This is a genomic window from Rudaea sp. 3F27F6 (assembly GCF_005503555.1).
Classification (GTDB): Bacteria; Pseudomonadota; Gammaproteobacteria; order Xanthomonadales; family Rhodanobacteraceae; genus Rudaea.
Genome location: NZ_SCNG01000002.1, coordinates 843,721 through 858,499, shown reverse-complemented (window position 1 = coordinate 858,499; position 14,779 = coordinate 843,721). Strand labels below are relative to the sequence as shown.

At 59.7% G+C, this 14,779-nt stretch carries 20 protein-coding genes; 17 read left to right on the top strand and 3 right to left on the bottom strand.

Annotated elements, in window-relative coordinates:
* The first annotated feature begins 38 nt into the window (after window positions 1–38).
* From FFS30_RS11550 to ligD, 13 genes are all read left to right on the top strand, one after another.
* Window positions 39–530, top strand: coding sequence for a hypothetical protein (locus FFS30_RS11550; RefSeq protein ID WP_137913279.1), 492 nt, complete (start codon window positions 39–41; stop codon window positions 528–530).
* Between the two features lie 2 nt (window positions 531–532).
* Window positions 533–1,312, top strand: coding sequence for a hypothetical protein (locus FFS30_RS11545; RefSeq protein WP_137913278.1), 780 nt, complete (start codon window positions 533–535; stop codon window positions 1,310–1,312).
* A gap of 109 nt (window positions 1,313–1,421) precedes the next feature.
* Window positions 1,422–2,000 (top strand): DNA N-6-adenine-methyltransferase, encoded by a 579-nt coding sequence (locus tag FFS30_RS11540; protein WP_137913277.1) that lies wholly within the window; start codon window positions 1,422–1,424, stop codon window positions 1,998–2,000.
* Window positions 2,001–2,154: 154 nt separating this feature from the next.
* The gene (locus FFS30_RS11535; RefSeq protein ID WP_137913276.1) at window positions 2,155–3,252 is read left to right on the top strand and encodes a hypothetical protein; all 1,098 of its coding nucleotides are present in this window, start codon (window positions 2,155–2,157) and stop codon (window positions 3,250–3,252) included.
* Window positions 3,239–3,610 carry a hypothetical protein gene (locus FFS30_RS11530; RefSeq protein WP_137913275.1) on the top strand — a complete coding sequence of 124 codons (372 nt, stop codon included), beginning with the start codon at window positions 3,239–3,241 and terminating at the stop codon, window positions 3,608–3,610. Before FFS30_RS11535 ends, FFS30_RS11530 begins: the two co-directional genes overlap by 14 nt.
* A 206-nt stretch (window positions 3,611–3,816) precedes the next feature.
* Entirely contained in the window at window positions 3,817–4,293 is a 477-nt protein-coding gene (locus FFS30_RS11525; protein ID WP_137913274.1) for a hypothetical protein, read from the top strand.
* On the top strand, window positions 4,290–5,066 hold the full coding sequence (locus FFS30_RS11520; RefSeq protein ID WP_137913273.1) for a hypothetical protein: 777 nt from the start codon (window positions 4,290–4,292) through the stop codon (window positions 5,064–5,066). The genes FFS30_RS11525 and FFS30_RS11520 overlap by 4 nt, the downstream gene beginning before the upstream one ends.
* Window positions 5,067–5,709: 643 nt before the next feature.
* The gene (locus FFS30_RS11510; RefSeq protein WP_137913271.1) at window positions 5,710–7,230 is read left to right on the top strand and encodes a DUF5906 domain-containing protein; all 1,521 of its coding nucleotides are present in this window, start codon (window positions 5,710–5,712) and stop codon (window positions 7,228–7,230) included.
* On the top strand, window positions 7,227–7,628 hold the full coding sequence (locus FFS30_RS11505; RefSeq protein WP_137913270.1) for a hypothetical protein: 402 nt from the start codon (window positions 7,227–7,229) through the stop codon (window positions 7,626–7,628). Before FFS30_RS11510 ends, FFS30_RS11505 begins: the two co-directional genes overlap by 4 nt.
* Window positions 7,629–7,929: 301 nt before the next feature.
* Window positions 7,930–8,277, top strand: coding sequence for a hypothetical protein (locus tag FFS30_RS11500; RefSeq protein WP_137913269.1), 348 nt, complete (start codon window positions 7,930–7,932; stop codon window positions 8,275–8,277).
* A gap of 5 nt (window positions 8,278–8,282) precedes the next feature.
* Window positions 8,283–8,588, top strand: coding sequence for a hypothetical protein (locus tag FFS30_RS11495; RefSeq protein ID WP_137913268.1), 306 nt, complete (start codon window positions 8,283–8,285; stop codon window positions 8,586–8,588).
* 19 nt (window positions 8,589–8,607) lie between these two features.
* On the top strand, window positions 8,608–8,874 hold the full coding sequence (locus FFS30_RS11490; RefSeq protein WP_137913267.1) for a hypothetical protein: 267 nt from the start codon (window positions 8,608–8,610) through the stop codon (window positions 8,872–8,874).
* Between the two features lie 69 nt (window positions 8,875–8,943).
* A complete protein-coding gene (gene ligD, locus FFS30_RS11485; protein ID WP_137913266.1) occupies window positions 8,944–9,942 on the top strand; it encodes a non-homologous end-joining DNA ligase in 999 nt (332 codons plus the stop codon).
* Here the strand turns inward: ligD and FFS30_RS11480 are convergent.
* Both FFS30_RS11480 and FFS30_RS11475 read right to left on the bottom strand, forming a co-directional pair.
* Entirely contained in the window at window positions 9,939–10,160 is a 222-nt protein-coding gene (locus tag FFS30_RS11480; protein WP_137913265.1) for a hypothetical protein, read from the bottom strand. The genes ligD and FFS30_RS11480 overlap by 4 nt on opposite strands.
* 98 nt (window positions 10,161–10,258) lie before the next feature.
* Window positions 10,259–10,888 (bottom strand): hypothetical protein, encoded by a 630-nt coding sequence (locus tag FFS30_RS11475; protein ID WP_137913264.1) that lies wholly within the window; start codon window positions 10,886–10,888, stop codon window positions 10,259–10,261.
* Window positions 10,889–10,952: 64 nt separating this feature from the next.
* On the opposite strand from FFS30_RS11475, the gene FFS30_RS11470 reads away from it, so the two are divergent.
* Window positions 10,953–12,806 (top strand): DUF262 domain-containing protein, encoded by a 1,854-nt coding sequence (locus FFS30_RS11470; RefSeq protein WP_137913263.1) that lies wholly within the window; start codon window positions 10,953–10,955, stop codon window positions 12,804–12,806.
* An 84-nt stretch (window positions 12,807–12,890) separates the two neighbouring features.
* Complete coding sequence (locus FFS30_RS11465) at window positions 12,891–13,184, top strand: hypothetical protein (protein WP_137913262.1); 294 nt, start codon at window positions 12,891–12,893, stop codon at window positions 13,182–13,184.
* 53 nt (window positions 13,185–13,237) lie between these two features.
* Here FFS30_RS11465 and FFS30_RS11460 read toward each other — a convergent pair whose 3' ends face one another.
* Window positions 13,238–13,474: a hypothetical protein gene (locus tag FFS30_RS11460; protein ID WP_137913261.1), complete on the bottom strand. Its 237-nt coding sequence runs from the start codon at window positions 13,472–13,474 to the stop codon at window positions 13,238–13,240.
* 342 nt (window positions 13,475–13,816) lie between these two features.
* Here FFS30_RS11460 and FFS30_RS11455 point away from each other — a divergent pair, with 342 nt between their 5' ends.
* Both FFS30_RS11455 and FFS30_RS11450 read left to right on the top strand, forming a co-directional pair.
* Window positions 13,817–14,308 carry a JAB domain-containing protein gene (locus tag FFS30_RS11455; protein ID WP_137913260.1) on the top strand — a complete coding sequence of 164 codons (492 nt, stop codon included), beginning with the start codon at window positions 13,817–13,819 and terminating at the stop codon, window positions 14,306–14,308.
* A gap of 105 nt (window positions 14,309–14,413) precedes the next feature.
* A complete protein-coding gene (locus FFS30_RS11450) occupies window positions 14,414–14,713 on the top strand; it encodes a hypothetical protein (RefSeq protein ID WP_137913259.1) in 300 nt (99 codons plus the stop codon).
* The last annotated feature ends 66 nt before the right edge of the window (window positions 14,714–14,779 follow it).

Genomic DNA, 14,779 nt, shown 5'->3' with positions numbered 1-14,779 from the left:
GTTGACGGCGATTGGGCGAGCCGGTCACCATCTGGGCCATGGGCGAGCATCTCACCATCCGACGGCAGCCGCGCGATATCGCGGACCAGGCCGCCCGTGTTCCGGCGCTCAAGAAATGGCGCAAGCGATTTGAAGAAGAACATGAAGACGCCGACGCGCCGCTGTTTGCGCTCGTGGCCGACACCATGCGGCCTGAGCCCTGGGTGGTGAGCGCGGGCCGCGTGGTCGGGCACGCCTTGGCCGTCACGCAAGACGAATGGCTAGAAGCACTCGCCGGCGAGCGGCACGCCGTTGTCTTCCACTCTTTGACCGAGGTGCTGGCTTCGCACCCATGGGCTGACCAGGCCACGCGAAAGAACTACCACGCTACGCTCGATGGCGCTGTGCAAAGCAGTCTGAGGGAGAGTGAAGCGCGGGCAGCGGAAACGTCCGCGCTCGCGTTGGACGGGCTGTTCTCGGCGGCCGGCGCCGAGCGTTGCCCGAAATGCGGGAAGCCCGACCACCCGGGCGCACGCTGCAAGAGGCTCTAGGCATGCCGGAAATCGATAACTGGATCGCACACCGAGAAAGAATCCTGATCAAGCTGAAGAATAAGCGGGTGGGTGATGGCTTCGACGCACTGGTGAACGCGGTGACGTTGCTTCCGGACGACCATAAGATGCCGCCCTACATGGCCGCAGTTCGATGCCGCTTGAGAACCGTCAGCGGCTTGGCTTACCGAGAGAAAAATTTCAAGCCAATTCGTTGGATTCCGGTCAAGACTACGCACCGGGGGGCAATGTTGCTTAAAGGAGCAATGAGCAGCAGGCAGACGGGGGTTTTTAAGGGCGCTCAGCCGAAACGGATCAGCAAGAGGAAAGAACGCCGCGTCATACATGTTGATATCGCGCAGTGGAACAAGGACTTTGAGCACCACGTCCAGACCGTGTGGAGAGACGCCGCGGTTACTCGCGTGACACGCAAGAAGGAAGGCAAGGGCCCGCTGACCCGTGACGAAAGAATTAAAAGGGACCTCATAAAGCTCGCTAACCGGGAGGCCGGCGGCGATGTGGGCGCGGTCCAGAAAGTTCTGATGACTATCATTTCCCCGAGCGGCGCAATCGCCTGCTTTGCAGTCCGTCATTCCCTCTCGGTGCCAGAACTCGCCAAGATCCTGGGCGACGGCGGGCAGATCGAAAACGTTTCGTTGGACGAGGCAATCACCCGTCGCGTCTGGCTCAACCCCGACGAACGCGCGCCCTGGGCGGCCTTGTATACCGCCGCCGTCGAATCCATCCTGGCCCTGACCGAGACGGCGAAAGAGTCCGGGTAAGCCGGACGCACGACCACCCAAAGCCTTTCCTTCCCGGGCTCCGACTTTCCCGATCACCTCCTCATCCGAAGGCATCGATTCCCGGTGCTATTTGGAACAGGAGAAAGTCATGAGCGCACTTACAGTGCCACTTCGCAATCCCAACGCCACGACAACGACCACGTGGCTCACGCCGCGGTCGTTGATCGAGGCACTGGGCCCGTTTGACCTGGATCCGGCCACGCCAGAGTCGGGTATGCCTTGGCGCACAGCAACCCGTATGCTGCGCCCGAGCGATAACGGGCTCACGACGCCTTGGCCGAAGGAGTCGTTTGTGTTCCACAACCCGCCCTACGGCAAAGGGATGGGTGAATGGATGGCAAAGGCGGCACAGCATGGAAACGGCATCACGCTCATCTTTGCTCGCACTGAAACCGGCTATTTCCACCAGAACGTTTTTCGTCATCCCAACACGACGGCGATTTTTTTCTTCGCGTCGCGCTTGAAGTTCAGCGACGCAGACGGACTGGAAAAGAACGCCGCGGTCAGCCCGTCGGTTGCGATCGCTTACGGGGAAAAGGCTCGCGGGCGCCTCGTTGCTGCGGTCAACGCAGGGACTATCGAAGGTCGTCTCATCCTGCTTGGCACGGATCAGGCTGGCGTGTGGCAGAAAGGGGCGAAGTCCAGGAGCAGGAAAAAAGCAGCGTAAACGGAACGTGTAAACGTTCAATTTAAGACGGCGCCGAAAGGCGCCGTTTTCTTTTTCGCGGTGGGGAAAGACTTTCCTTCCCGCACTTCCACTTTCCCGATTGCTTGCCCCGCTTCAGCGCTGATTGCCAGCGCTCCGAAGCGAGGAGCAGACGGTGGAAACCACGAAGGCCAATTCGAACAAGCGGAGGCTTGGACAGTATTTCACGTGCGGAAACCCATTCCACCACGAGGCGTTCAAACGTTGGCGGCGCTTGTTGCCCACGGACGACCGGGCGGTTATCGAACCGTTTGCGGGGGACAACCACATCGTGCGCCTGGCCGCGCAGGCAGGATGGTTGCCTGCGTGGGCGTGCTGGGACATTGAACCCAAATCGCAATTCGCCGAAGGTTGGGCCATCCGGCGCGGCGATTCGTTGAAGAACTTTCCCGGAGGGTTCCGCGTTGCCGTCACGAACCCGCCGTATCTGGCGAAAAACTCTGCCACGCGGCGAGGCCTAGAGTTTCCTACCTTTGCGCACGACGACCTCTACAAGGTTGCACTGGACGTCATGCTCCAGCACTGCGATTTCGTGGCCGCTGTTGTGCCGGAATCGTTCATCACCGCAGGCCTGTTTCACGACCGCTTACACAGCGTGGTCTCCCTGGCCGAGCCCATGTTCCACGACACCGAGCATCCAGTTTGTCTGGCCCTGTTCGTGCCGGGAAAATGCGGGGATTTTGATGTATGGAGCGGCGACCGACTGCTCGGGCCGTATAGCCAACTCAAGAACGTGCTGCCGGCGGCTCCTGCCGCACACCGATGGAAATTCAATGCGAGCGGGGGAAGCGTCGGTTTGCGCGCTCTCGACAACCTAGCTGGGGCGAGCATTGCTTTCGTTTCCGGCGAGGAGATCCCCGGAGGCGACGTGAGCGGGAAGTCGCGTTCAATCACCCGTATTGCTGGATGCCCCCGCGGCATGGAGCGCGACGTTATCGCCGCCGCCAATCACTGGCTGAATCGCTTTCGGGAGCGGAGCGGGGACTCCTTGCTCACCGCGTTCAAGGGCTTGCGTCGCGACGGTCTCTACCGACGCCGACTCGACTATGGAACCGCAAAAAAATTGCTCGACCTGGCCTTGGCCGATGTCAAGAGCGGCCGGAACCCGAGCAAAGCCTTTCCTTCCCGAACGCCCACTTTCCCTAAAGCCTCGCTTCCACAGGGTGCCGATTGGCGGCCCCTTTTAGGCGGAGAAAATCATGAAACAAAGTGAAATGGACAAACTGAGCAGCGTGCTAAGCCTTGTGGAAGGGCGGGGCAGTATTTGCCCCGCTCTAAGGAGACCGCTCGACCGCTACGAGCTTGATGTTCTCGAAGAGATGGAAGGGCTTTCCCAGGAGGCGTTACGGGCAGCTCTCGCCGGCGCGCGCGCATGGTTCCGTCTCGATGATGAAGCGTTCGAGGAATATTTCACGGAGGCCGGCGAAGAAGCCGCCAAATACTGGAAAGGAAGCCCGGAGGTCCACGCCGAGCAGGCGGCAAAGCAGGAAGGCACGACGCAGGATTTCGTCGAGGCCTTGGTCGGGTGTCCGTATCTGTTGGACGCGCTAAGTGAAGCTTTTGGAGTCTAGCAGTGAGCGTTCAATCGCCTCATCGCTGCCATCAACGCAGGAACCATCGAGGGGCGCCTCAGCAATCCGCGGCGCGACCGAAGGCAATCAAGCGGGGGAACCAGGGGAGCTGCCGAAAGCCTTTCCTTCCCGCGCGGCCACTTTCCCGAAATCTTCGATTCCACGAGTTGCCGATTGGTGGTGCCTCTTCTAAAAAGGAGAAAGTCATGAATACCTATATGTCCGCGGCGAAATTTGATGAACTGATGCTCGGCGTGGTCGAACGGGATTTTGGTTCCAGAGTGTCCATCACTGTTAGAGAAGGAGGATGGAATGGAGGTCCGCTTAAGAAATTTCGGTTTGGTCCACAACATACGGTCATTGGCCTCGCCGCAACCCCGAGGCTGACCAGGGAGATCATTAAAGCCCTCGGGCAGTCTCAAATTAAGAGCTTCCCATTTGAAGCAATTGAGGCGTGCTATCAGTCCGTCGAAAGGGTGAATAAGACATGGACGGACGCCGATTTATTCTTTGTAAACTTCATCGGCACGGAAATTCAACTCCTCGCGTTGATGGCTCCGGCCCAACCGGACAGGTCCCTGCCGCGGATGTTGTTTATGGATCTCGCAATCAAGTCCGAAATCGAAAGCGCTGTAGAAAACTACATTAACGGACGGGAAGATGTGGCGGAGGTTTCGCCATGAGCCAGAAAGAACAACAACCAGTTAAGAAACTACAGCGCGCCATCGAGCAGCTGGCGCATGTGAAGGGAATCGAGCTGCGTGATGCACTCGGCATCACGTGCCGGATGGCCGTGACGGCGTTGACGAACGCGCTTCACCAAGCGAGGTCGGCAGGTTCCGATGAGTATGGTTTGGCGGCTTTACCGGAGTTCGATTTTGGTTTTTTTCTGGAAGAGCGGAACGTCATCGACGAGCCCTCCGTTGAAGCGGCGAGCGCCTACCTCGACGCCGTGGTGCGCGCGGAGCCGTTTGCGGACATTCTTGGTGACATGCACCAGCACTCAATTGGGTCAAGACAACTGGCCCAATTCTTCACACCTCCTAACCTCGCAACGGGGGCCGCACGGTTTCTCGACCGCGCAACCCCAATGCGACCAACACTGTATGAGGTTCTAGACCCATCCTGTGGGGCAGGTGCGCTTTTGTTGGCTCACATTCGCAGGCGCTTACAGGTGGAGGGTTCTGCGGGGGTTTGGGGCATGGTTCTTCAGGGGAATGACCTTGACCCGCTTTGCTCGCTCATGACGGCGACGCAGATTTTTGCGAACGAGATTGCTCACGGCGTCGTCGTCGGAGTCGTTTACATCTCCGTTGGCGACGGTCTCACTCTCGAAGGCCCCCCGTTGCACTGGAGCATGCGGCGAGATGTGCAACAGCACATCGCGGGCTTGGAATTGCTGCGTCGCTTGGGTGAAAAGGAACGGAGGCTTGCCGAAACTCTCCGAACCGGCTGATTGGCCTTCGATAGCTGGATCGGAACAGGGGCGTGGTCTTTCAGGAACACGCCCCCTGTTCCGCTGTAACCAGAATTCAATCAGGAAGTTAGTGGTGAAAAATCCCAACGGAACGGCGGAACAGGGGGTAGGCGCATTTGCGGTTTGCAATGGAGTTTCGCGAGGTAAGGAGTCCTCCTGCTTTTCGACAAACTCATGCAAACCCCTGTGAGGTATGTGAGGCCTGTGCTGACTCTGATTCAAAAGGATTTTTCCGGGAACAGGCGGGAACACCCCCCTGTTCCGGCGCCAACTATGGGTGGGGCTTGACGTTCGCGAATGTTCTGATTGCATCGAAAACGTATAGACAACGTATCGACGTCTGCAGCACTGGAGAAAAGTAATGAACAACGTGAGCCCACTGATGGTCCGTCGGCCAAAGCAAAACAAGATGGTGGCAATGCGACTGGACCGCACTCTCATCGACCGGTTGGACCGCGAAGCGGCTAGCCAGCGACGGACACGAACGGAGCTCGTGCGGCAGTTGTTGCTGGGTTACTTGGCGAGGCAGTCGGGACTGCGCCAGGAAAAAGCGGCCTAAAGCCAAAAAAGCACAACCCCGCCGACCAGGGCAGGGTTGCGTATACAAACTAGGAGCAAAAACATGTTCGCCCCAGAAGGCTTTGCAGTCAAGGGCCGCCCAAAAAAAGGCGGTCAAGCATCAAACGTTGTCCAATTCCCGGCTTCCAAGAACCGGGGTGGCCCGTCGTTCGAGTTGCGCTATGCCGACTCCTTTTTCGCCGACTCGGATTTGCGAATCGGTGGAAGAGCCGGTGCGGGTGAGGGATCTGAAATTGACCGAACGGTTTACCGATGGCGAGACGTCAACGGTGAGGCCTATTGGGAGGTATTGAAAACCGAGCAGGCTCACGCGCACGCGCTTCAGTGGCTCAAATCGTTCTGCCCGAACAAGTGCTCCGCTCAAGGAGCCAAGAGCGCCTCGATTACCGCCACACTCCTGGCCTCCGAAAGCAAGGAGAAGTGGGTCAACACGTCCCAGCAAGGGACCGTAATCGGTGTGCGAGGAGCCTACTTGAGGCTCGTGACGGACGAGGCGGGGAAAGTATCGCTCAAGGCAGAGAAGCCGAGCAAAGACGTTGGGCTCACCTATGTCGTGCCGGCTGTATTCGATGCGAGTCGTGTGGCTGCTGATGGCACCTACACACCACGGCCAGTGAGTCCCAGCGGGGCCTTCGGAAAATACCTCAACCTCTTTATGCCGGATCTCGACGTGCGAGGCCTGCTCCAGGAGGCCGTCGGTTCGACCGTGCTCTCACGCACTTTTGAGAAATGCTTTTGGCTCCAGGGCGAAGGAAGCAACGGAAAGTCCACTTTGCTTCACATCCTTCGGCAGCTCCATCCGCGCAATCAGGCGCTCTCGCTCCGTCATTTGGACGGACGGTTTGCCATGACTCAACTGGTCGGTGCGACGCTGGCGACCGTGTCGGAGTGTCCGGACTTTCTGGGAGGCGATGTCGAGCAAATCATGAAGGCCATCGTGTCGCGTGACCCGATTTCGGTCGAAGAAAAAAGTGGCGGCTACCGGACGATTGTCCCCCGTGCCTCACTATTTCTTGCAATCAATAAGGCATTGCGTGTTACCGACCATTCCTATGGTTTCTGGTCCAAGGTCTTGCCCATCCCCTTCCTCGTGCAGATGGACCGCTTTTCCAATGAGCGCGTTGTGGATTACCACAAGCTCATTACTGAAAACCCAGAGGAGATGGCACAGGTTCTGGATTGGGTGCTTGAAGGCGCCGTCCGTCTCGAATCGCGTGGCAACTTCCCAAACCCATTGCCCGCCGCAGTCCAGGCGCTCGCGCGCACTCAGAAATACGCTGCCGACAACGTCCTTCAATACATCGAGGACAATTCGGTGCGTCATGACCCCGAAGTGCGCACGAAGCGTCAAGACGTCTACCAGGACTACAATCAGTTCTGCCTGAACACCAATGTTAAGGCCGTTCAGAACAATGAATTTTGGACGCGGCTTTACAACCACCTCGGAAAAAACTCCGATGACATGATGGCGGGTCAGGTCTCTGAAGCCGTTGACTCGAAAAAACCGCGCCTCGTTTATCTCCATGTCAACGGCGTCAAACCCTACGCGCGGAGCATGCCGTGAAAACGATCCGGGTAATGGACGCCGCGCCCAGGGCGAAAGCTTCCGCCTTGGCGCGTGCATACCAAGCATTTGGTGAAGACAGACGTGCTGGCGCGGTGGCGGGGCGATGGGAAATTTCTGTAGAAGCTGATGGGCGCGAAGGGCTCTGGCTGGGCGGCGATCTCGACGCGGTGGCTCTGGCAGCATTGGGCGCGCAGCTCAAGGCGTTGCGCGCCGCGGTTCTCTCCGACGAGCCTTCGGCTGTTGCGGTCTATGAAGGCGGGGACCCTTTCGACTTCGACACCGACGGAAAACGTGAGCCCTGCGCATGGATGGTATCGGGTGGTGCGCGTGCAGCAGTCACGGTGAGGAGCAAAGCTGCGATGGAGAGCGAGCTGAACCTTCGCAAATGCTCTTGACAACCAGCAACCCGCTGCTTAACTGGTGACCAAGAAGGCCCCTCGTTAATAGGGCCCCCCTAAAACAGGTGCCACGATGCTTACTATCGGATGTTCTCATTATATTGCTTGCTGGAAACCCTCCACAACGAGCAAGTCAAATCAAGCGGCAGGCAAAGCGATACAAGCCTTGGTAACCCGCCGAGTCCTCCATGCGCTCGCGCAGAAGCAGGCACAAGCCTTGTCCGGGTCGATCAACGCCGGGCGCTCAGCGCCAGCTCGGCGCCGCATCTAATCCGTTAGCCCATCAAGGACTACCGTCATGTTGACCACCGGCTCTTCTCTCATCCACCTGGCTGCCATGCGGCGCAGTCCGGCGCAAATCGCTCGGGCGTTGGCGCTCGGCGACGATCCGAACCGCGAAGACTCGCTCGGCCGAACGCCGCTCCACTGCCTGCTCGCCCCTGTGAGCGCGGTGAAGAATTTTGACCAGCACGACGTGGTGCGCGAAAGCGTCGCCCTGTTGGTCGCCGCCGGCGCCGACATCGAGCGCATGAATATTTTCGGACGGGCGGCCTCGTCCGAGTTCCATCGCCTGGCCCAGCAAGGGTGGAGCGATTTGCTACCCCAGGCTGCCCCTGCGGCTCTTCGACCGCGGCCGCGGATGTAACCGCCATGGCCCTCCTGCCGTTCGACGAGCGTTGTTTGCTGAATGCCTGTTTTGCCGGCGACACGCCGACTGTGCGTCGCCTGCTGTCCCGTCCTGATCCGCCGCGCCCCGAGGTTGGCCTGTCCGGCCTCATGCTCGGATGGAGCGCGACGCGCTGGCAGGACACGTATGCGGACGAGGCAGCGGCAAAAGTCGAGCTGCGCGCCATCGTCGGCTCTTTGCTCGACGCCGGCCTTCGACTTGAGGGACCGACCGAAGCCGACGACGTGAACGCGGCGGTCGAAGAATGGAAAGCAAGGCGCAACGGTTAACTTCTGGGAGAGATGGAAAATGAATGCCTCGAAAATGGCGAAGCTGGCTAAGAAGGACGGCGTATTGATCTGGGACGGAATGGGCTCCCTCCCCGATATGGAGACTCACGGGCCTTGGCCATTTCTCATTCGAGTAATGCCATCCGGCATTCTCGAAGGATTGACGCTATCGGATATCGAGACCGCGGTCCGGGCCGTGAGTGACCATAAGCCGCAAGGCGAATGCCTCGATTGCACCGATAGCTCGCGCAAGGTAATTTCGGGTGACCATCATCCGAAAGCATGACTTCATGATTGCCATCACAAACGCCGACGCTCCGCGTCTCCCCGAACACCTGTTGGCCTCTTAGCAGTCGTGGCCGCGCGGAAGGTCAAGGCGCCCCCCGGCGCGCGGGCTGAAACGATCACCGACGGTGCGTTTGCTCCGGAGCTTTGCCGGTCGCAGAAGGAACCGCCGCGGGGCGACGACTGGCTGCACGAAACGAAATGGGACGGCTACCGCATCGTCGCCGCGGTTGCCGACGGCAACGTGCGGCTGTGGTCGCGCAATGCCATCGAGTGGACACGCAAGGTGCCGGAGCTCGCGGCGGCAGTGGCGGCGCTGAAACTGAAAAGCGCGCAACTGGATGGCGAGATGGTAGTGCTGCGCGATGGGCGGGACGACTTCAACGCGCTCCAATCCCGCCTGTCGGCCGAAACGAAAGAGCCGGCCGTCTACGTCCTCTTTGACCTGCCTCATTTGGACGGCCAATCCCTGCGTGCCGTTCCGCTGGTGGAGCGCAAGCGCTTGCTCAAAGACTTGATCGAGCGTCGCCCGCACCCCTTGCTGCGCTACTCCGAGCACGTGGTGGGGCCCGGCGCCGGCGTGTTCGCGCAGGCGACCAAGGCAGGCCTTGAAGGCATCGTCTCGAAACGCGTGGAGAGTCATTACCGCGGGGACCGAAGCGGTGCCTGGGTCAAGGTGAAGGGCCGCCCATCGGACGAGTTTGTCGTGGTGGGCTTCACCGAGCCGAAGGGTTCGCGATCGGGCATTGGCGCGCTGTTGCTCGCCAAATACCTCGACGGGCAGCTCGTCTATTGTGGGCGTGTCGGCACCGGGTTCAAAGACGAGGAATTGAAAACGTTGCGGAAGCGGGTCAACACAATGATCGTCGACGAGCCGCCGGCGAACATCACACTGATGGAACGCAAGGACCGAGCCTTGGCAATCTGGATCAAGCCCGAGCTCGTGCTCGAAGCGTTTTACCAAGGCGTCGGTGGGCAAGGGTTGCTGCGGCAACCCGCGTTCAAGGCGTTTCGACTGGACAAGAAGGTCCAGGACTTGCGCCGGGAGAGTCGAAAGAAGTCCGCTTAGCCGGCGGGCTTGTCCTTGGTGACCAAGCTGGACGGGTCGTTGACGTCCGAGCGTCGCCATTGGGCAACGTCGTTCCAGTCGCGTGTTCGTTTGCCGTCCGACAGCACGACCTTGCCGTCTTGGTATTTCCCGATTTCCGGACCCGTTTCCTCGGTGAAGTAGGCGAGAACGATGTCGTTCTGTTCGGGGCGCTCGTTGCGTTTGAAGAAGTGTTGCATGGTGGTTCCTTATTGTTGTTATCCGGCCGGTTCTGGCCGTGTGAATCTTAGACAACGAATTCGCGAAAAAGTTCCCGAATCATGACAATAAAAGGGCCCTACTTAATCGGGTCTGGCAAACACTCGGTGAAGCGGGCGGTGATGCCAAGGATGTCGTGTTGGAGCGGCTGCCGGCCGCAGATACCCACGAGCTGGAAGTAGCCAACCACGCCCAGGCCGTTTGCGTTTCTCAGCAGATTTTCGGAGAGGCCAGCAGGGTAGCCGTCTCGATGGCGGCTGATGGCGTGGATACCGGCGTGCGCGTAGGAGGTAAGGGCACGCCACGAGTTGTCCTTGAAGCGCCCCAACGCTTCGATGGCCTGCGGCGGAGCCTTGCCGGGAAGCGACGCCATCATGGCGAAAACCGAAGGAATGTTCTTCGCTGATTGTTCCGTCTCGACGTTGAGGTCCGCGCTGAGCTTGGCCACGTCGCCGTCCGTCGCCGCATAGGTCAGCCAGATGGAACGAACGGTGGCCTCGAACTGCGCGCGGTGAACCACCACTGCCGACGGAAGCATTCCCGACGCCAGCAGCGGACGCAGTCCATCCCAATGCTCATGCGCCAGAGAAACTGCTACGGCGCTCGCCGTTAGCCGTGGGCTGTCGTTGGCCAGCTCAAGGTGTTGGGTGAGCGCGAACAGTTCCTGGGCGAGGGTAGCGGAGCGTTCGTAGAGGTTAAGGTCTGGCACGAGCTTGATGGGTAAGGCGGGCTCGGCGATATACTCGCCCCCTCCCTAAGGACTTTCAACCGCGATGGATGCCCATACCCGCCAGCTGGAAGCGATTTTCGATCCGAATGTGTTCTTCCAGGTGCCGCTTTTCCAGCGTCCCTACGTCTGGAAGCAAGCCGAGAACTGGGAACCGCTTTGGGAGGACATCCAAGCACTGCTCGACCGCCAACTGCTGGGCGCCAAAGCCAAGGCGCACTTCCTGGGGGCCATCGTCCTTGAACAGCTCCCGCATTCTGCGGGATCGATCGAGACGCGCCAGGTCATCGATGGCCAGCAACGTTTCACCACCCTGCAGCTTTTCCTCTTGGCAGCGCGCAATCTCGCCAGGGCCAACGGATCAACGAAATTCGGCGACCGGTTTTCCGGCCTTGTCGAAAACGACGCGTCGCGTGTGGAGGACAAGGAAGAGAAATACAAACTCTGGCCGACGAACGGCGACCGGCCGGCGTTCCAATCCATCCACGCCTGCGGGTCGTTGAACGACGTCGACAAGGCCGTGAAGGCCAAACCCGAAGTGGCCAAGAGCAACTTGGTCGGCGCCTACCGCTATTTCCACCTCAAGCTTGACGACTGGCTGCGGGGTGCGTTGGACGAAGACGACGACAAGCCTGCGCTTGCCACAAAGACGGTGGACGACCGCCTCGATGCCGTTTGGTCCGTCGTCAAAGCGGGCTTGCAACTTGTCGTCATCGACCTTGGCCCCGAGGACGAAACGCAGGTCATTTTCGAAACGCTCAACGCACGCGGTGCCGACTTGCTGCCGGCGGATCTCATCAAGAATTACTTGTTTCGCAAGGCCCGCACCCAGAACGCCGACGTCGAGACGCTCTACGAGGACCACTGGTCCCGCTTCGAGACGGACTTTTGGCGCGAAGAGGTCAAGCAGGGCCGCCTCATACGCCCGCGCATCGACCTGTTCGTGAACCACTACCTGACGCTCATGACGCAGGACGAGGTGCGGAGCAACCACCTCTTCACCGCGTTCAAGTCGTTCGTGGAAGATGATGAGCCGGGTCAGCCGAAGGACGCGGCGGGGCACATCGAAAAGTTGGCGCAATACGCCGACGTGTTCTTCAAATTCTACGTGCCAGGCGACCACGTCGAACTCGCCCGGTTCCTCCGGCTGCTCCAAGCCATCGACACAGCGACTATCTTTCCGTTCTTGCTGTTCGCCTATGCCGAGTTGATGCCCGACAAGAAGGCGGAGTTCGATCGCGTTCTCCTCGTGCTCGAATCCTTCCTTATGCGCCGGTTGGTCACGAACTGGACCAGCAAAAACTACAACCGCTTGTTCGTCGATCTCATCAAGGCGGTCGCCCCCGCGCTGAGCGCCAACGCGGTGGCGGCGCACCTGGCCAAGGGCACAGGGGAAAGCACAAAGTTTCCCAACGACATGGAGCTGGCCACGTTCGTCCTCGAACAGCCGCTCTACGATCGCATCGCGCAATACAAGGTTCGCGCTGTTCTCGAAACTGTGGAGGAGGCCAGCCAGTCAAAGAAAAGTCCCGTGTTGCCGTTGACCGAAAAGCTCACCATCGAGCACGTCATGCCACAGACGTGGCAAAAGCACTGGCCTCTGCCTGCTAGTGTGACGGCTGATCCCATCACCGAGCAAAAGACTATCGTGAGGCGGGGAATGTTGCTCAACTCCTTGGGCAACCTCACGCTCATCACCGGCAGCTTCAACTCATCGCTTCAGAACGCGGCGTGGGCCGACAAGCGCCCGGAGCTACTCAAATACGGCAAGCTCAACCTGACCCAGTATTTCCACGGCAGCGATGCCGACGAGTGGGGCGAGGTGGCGATTCAACGGCGTTCGACACATCTGCTGAAACTCCTGGTGGGTGTGTGGCCGGACATCGCAACCTTTGCTTGAATGATGAGCGAGGCGGTTGCTTCGATTGCACCGAGAGCTCGCGCAAGGTATTTTCCGGTGATCATCACGGACCTCTTACACCCAATGGCCACCTCGAATAAGCGACAAGGCACCAAGGGCAAGGCGCGTCCCGCTGGAAAAGCTGAAAGCAAAGAGCCGGAGGCAGCCTCGGTAGTGGATCTGGCTCGCCAACTGTTCATGCGGGCGCCGAAATTCCGGGAGCTCTCGGATCACCTGAAGAAGGCGTGGGGAAGCGAAGCACCAAGCACTGCGCCCCCAAAAACTACAAAGCGAAAGGCACCATCCAAGAAAACCACAGGCGTCAAGAAAGCCAGCGCCGCCAAAAAAGCTGGCGCTCGCAAGTCGCCTAAGCGCTGACGCGAACGCGTGCCAAAAGCGCCCAGCCGCTTCGCAGCTGGGCGCCATGCTCGTCAATTCGCCTTGGGCTTCCCGACGATCGCAAAGCCGCTGGCGGCTATCTGATCGAGCGCCGCGAGGCGCTCTTTTTCGGACAACCCGCTTCGACTTCCTGGCTTGTTCAGGCTGACGGTTTTCATCCGCCTGACGGGCCTGCCGTCGTGACGGGCGAGCGACGGCGGTAGGGGATTGCCGTGCGGGACGAATGCGAAGACGCCGCGGGCGAGAGGGTAGATGTCGATTCTATTCATGTCGATTTCCTTCAGTTCGAGCCTGGCGAATTCCAGGATCTCACCTTTACTTATGATTCGCGGATTCTTGCCGGCGCATAGGCAGTAACAGCGGTGCCGGCACCAGCAAGCGGCCTATTCCAGCGTATCGGTGAGGCATGTGCCCAGGTCTGGTGACAGCGCAGGCTCGGAGCGGTTTCCATCTCCCGTCGGCTGTTCGCCTTAGAGCGCATTCGGGCACCGCCGGCGTGCCGCGCAACAGGTCTGTCCTCCTCTGCGCTGCGGCCCTGCGGGTGCGCAGCCCGCCTAGTGACGGTGCCTTCCGAACTCCACCGGCGCACCGTGCGCCGACGGGAGAAGAAAATGGAAACCTCGATCGTCAGAGACCTGCTGGGCAATTACCGCCTGGGGCACACCATCACCGACCAAGACGTGCTCGAAGCCGCCGAGCGACTGCTGGAGCAAAGGCTCGTTCGAGATGCCTGCCTAAGCCGCCCCGAAGACGCGGCGCAATACCTGCGGATGCGCCTGGCCAAATATCCGTTCGAAGTCTTCGCCTGTGTCTTCCTCGACCAGCGCCACCGAGTCCTGGCAATTGAAGAACTTTTCCGCGGCAGCATCGCCGCCTGCAGCGTCCCCATCCGCGAGGTGCTCCGTCGGGTCCTTCACCACAACGCAGCAGCCGTCATCCTGGCCCATCAGCACCCCTCCGGGGTCAGCGAGCCGAGCCAGGCTGACATCGACATCACCCGCGAGCTCAAGACGGCGCTGGGCTATGCCGATTGCCGGGTGCTCGACCACTTCGTGTGCGGCGCCACCGATCACGTGTCCTTGGCGCAGCGGGGGCTCGTATGAGCCCCTTCCAGGAGGCCGCGGAATCATCGCGGTTCACGCGATTTTCTGGTCGCTACATAGAAAGAGGCCTTTGAAACCTCAAAAAACTAACTTAAGGAAAATAAAATGAGTAAAAATAAACAAAATAATAAAATCCACAATGCAGCAATGACCGAGGACGACTTCAAGCGCATGGCAGTCGTGGCGCCGGCGGCGGCGCGCGTCCAATCGACGCCTGTGGCGGGCGGTAAGACCATTTGGCGCCTGGTGGGCAACCAGGGCCTCTACCACGACGCGAACGGCAAGACCGACTACGAAGACTTGGCGGAGCTCCACGCATTGCTTCACCGCTGCGGCTTCACGCGCTTCCACCAAGACGGAGTGCTGAAACTGTTCTTCGAGGATCCCGACTTCGCCAATGGCTGAACTGGGCGCGGGTAGGGCACGGAAGGGGGTGGCGGGCAGTGTTAAACTGAAATGCCGCCACTCCGG

Bases quoted from the DNA above. Each gene is read 5' to 3' on its own strand.
- FFS30_RS11550 (WP_137913279.1), top strand. From the start codon at position 39: ATGGGCGAGCATCTCACCATCCGACGGCAGCCGCGCGATATCGCGGAC.
- FFS30_RS11545 (WP_137913278.1), top strand. From the start codon at position 533: ATGCCGGAAATCGATAACTGGATCGCACACCGAGAAAGAATCCTGATC.
- FFS30_RS11540 (WP_137913277.1), top strand. From the start codon at position 1,422: ATGAGCGCACTTACAGTGCCACTTCGCAATCCCAACGCCACGACAACG.
- FFS30_RS11530 (WP_137913275.1), top strand. From the start codon at position 3,239: ATGAAACAAAGTGAAATGGACAAACTGAGCAGCGTGCTAAGCCTTGTG.
- FFS30_RS11525 (WP_137913274.1), top strand. From the start codon at position 3,817: ATGAATACCTATATGTCCGCGGCGAAATTTGATGAACTGATGCTCGGC.
- FFS30_RS11520 (WP_137913273.1), top strand. From the start codon at position 4,290: ATGAGCCAGAAAGAACAACAACCAGTTAAGAAACTACAGCGCGCCATC.
- FFS30_RS11510 (WP_137913271.1), top strand. From the start codon at position 5,710: ATGTTCGCCCCAGAAGGCTTTGCAGTCAAGGGCCGCCCAAAAAAAGGC.
- FFS30_RS11500 (WP_137913269.1), top strand. From the start codon at position 7,930: ATGTTGACCACCGGCTCTTCTCTCATCCACCTGGCTGCCATGCGGCGC.
- FFS30_RS11495 (WP_137913268.1), top strand. From the start codon at position 8,283: ATGGCCCTCCTGCCGTTCGACGAGCGTTGTTTGCTGAATGCCTGTTTT.
- FFS30_RS11490 (WP_137913267.1), top strand. From the start codon at position 8,608: ATGAATGCCTCGAAAATGGCGAAGCTGGCTAAGAAGGACGGCGTATTG.
- FFS30_RS11480 (WP_137913265.1), bottom strand. From the start codon at position 10,160: ATGCAACACTTCTTCAAACGCAACGAGCGCCCCGAACAGAACGACATC.
- FFS30_RS11470 (WP_137913263.1), top strand. From the start codon at position 10,953: ATGGATGCCCATACCCGCCAGCTGGAAGCGATTTTCGATCCGAATGTG.
- FFS30_RS11465 (WP_137913262.1), top strand. From the start codon at position 12,891: ATGGCCACCTCGAATAAGCGACAAGGCACCAAGGGCAAGGCGCGTCCC.
- FFS30_RS11460 (WP_137913261.1), bottom strand. From the start codon at position 13,474: ATGAATAGAATCGACATCTACCCTCTCGCCCGCGGCGTCTTCGCATTC.
- FFS30_RS11455 (WP_137913260.1), top strand. From the start codon at position 13,817: ATGGAAACCTCGATCGTCAGAGACCTGCTGGGCAATTACCGCCTGGGG.
- FFS30_RS11450 (WP_137913259.1), top strand. From the start codon at position 14,414: ATGAGTAAAAATAAACAAAATAATAAAATCCACAATGCAGCAATGACC.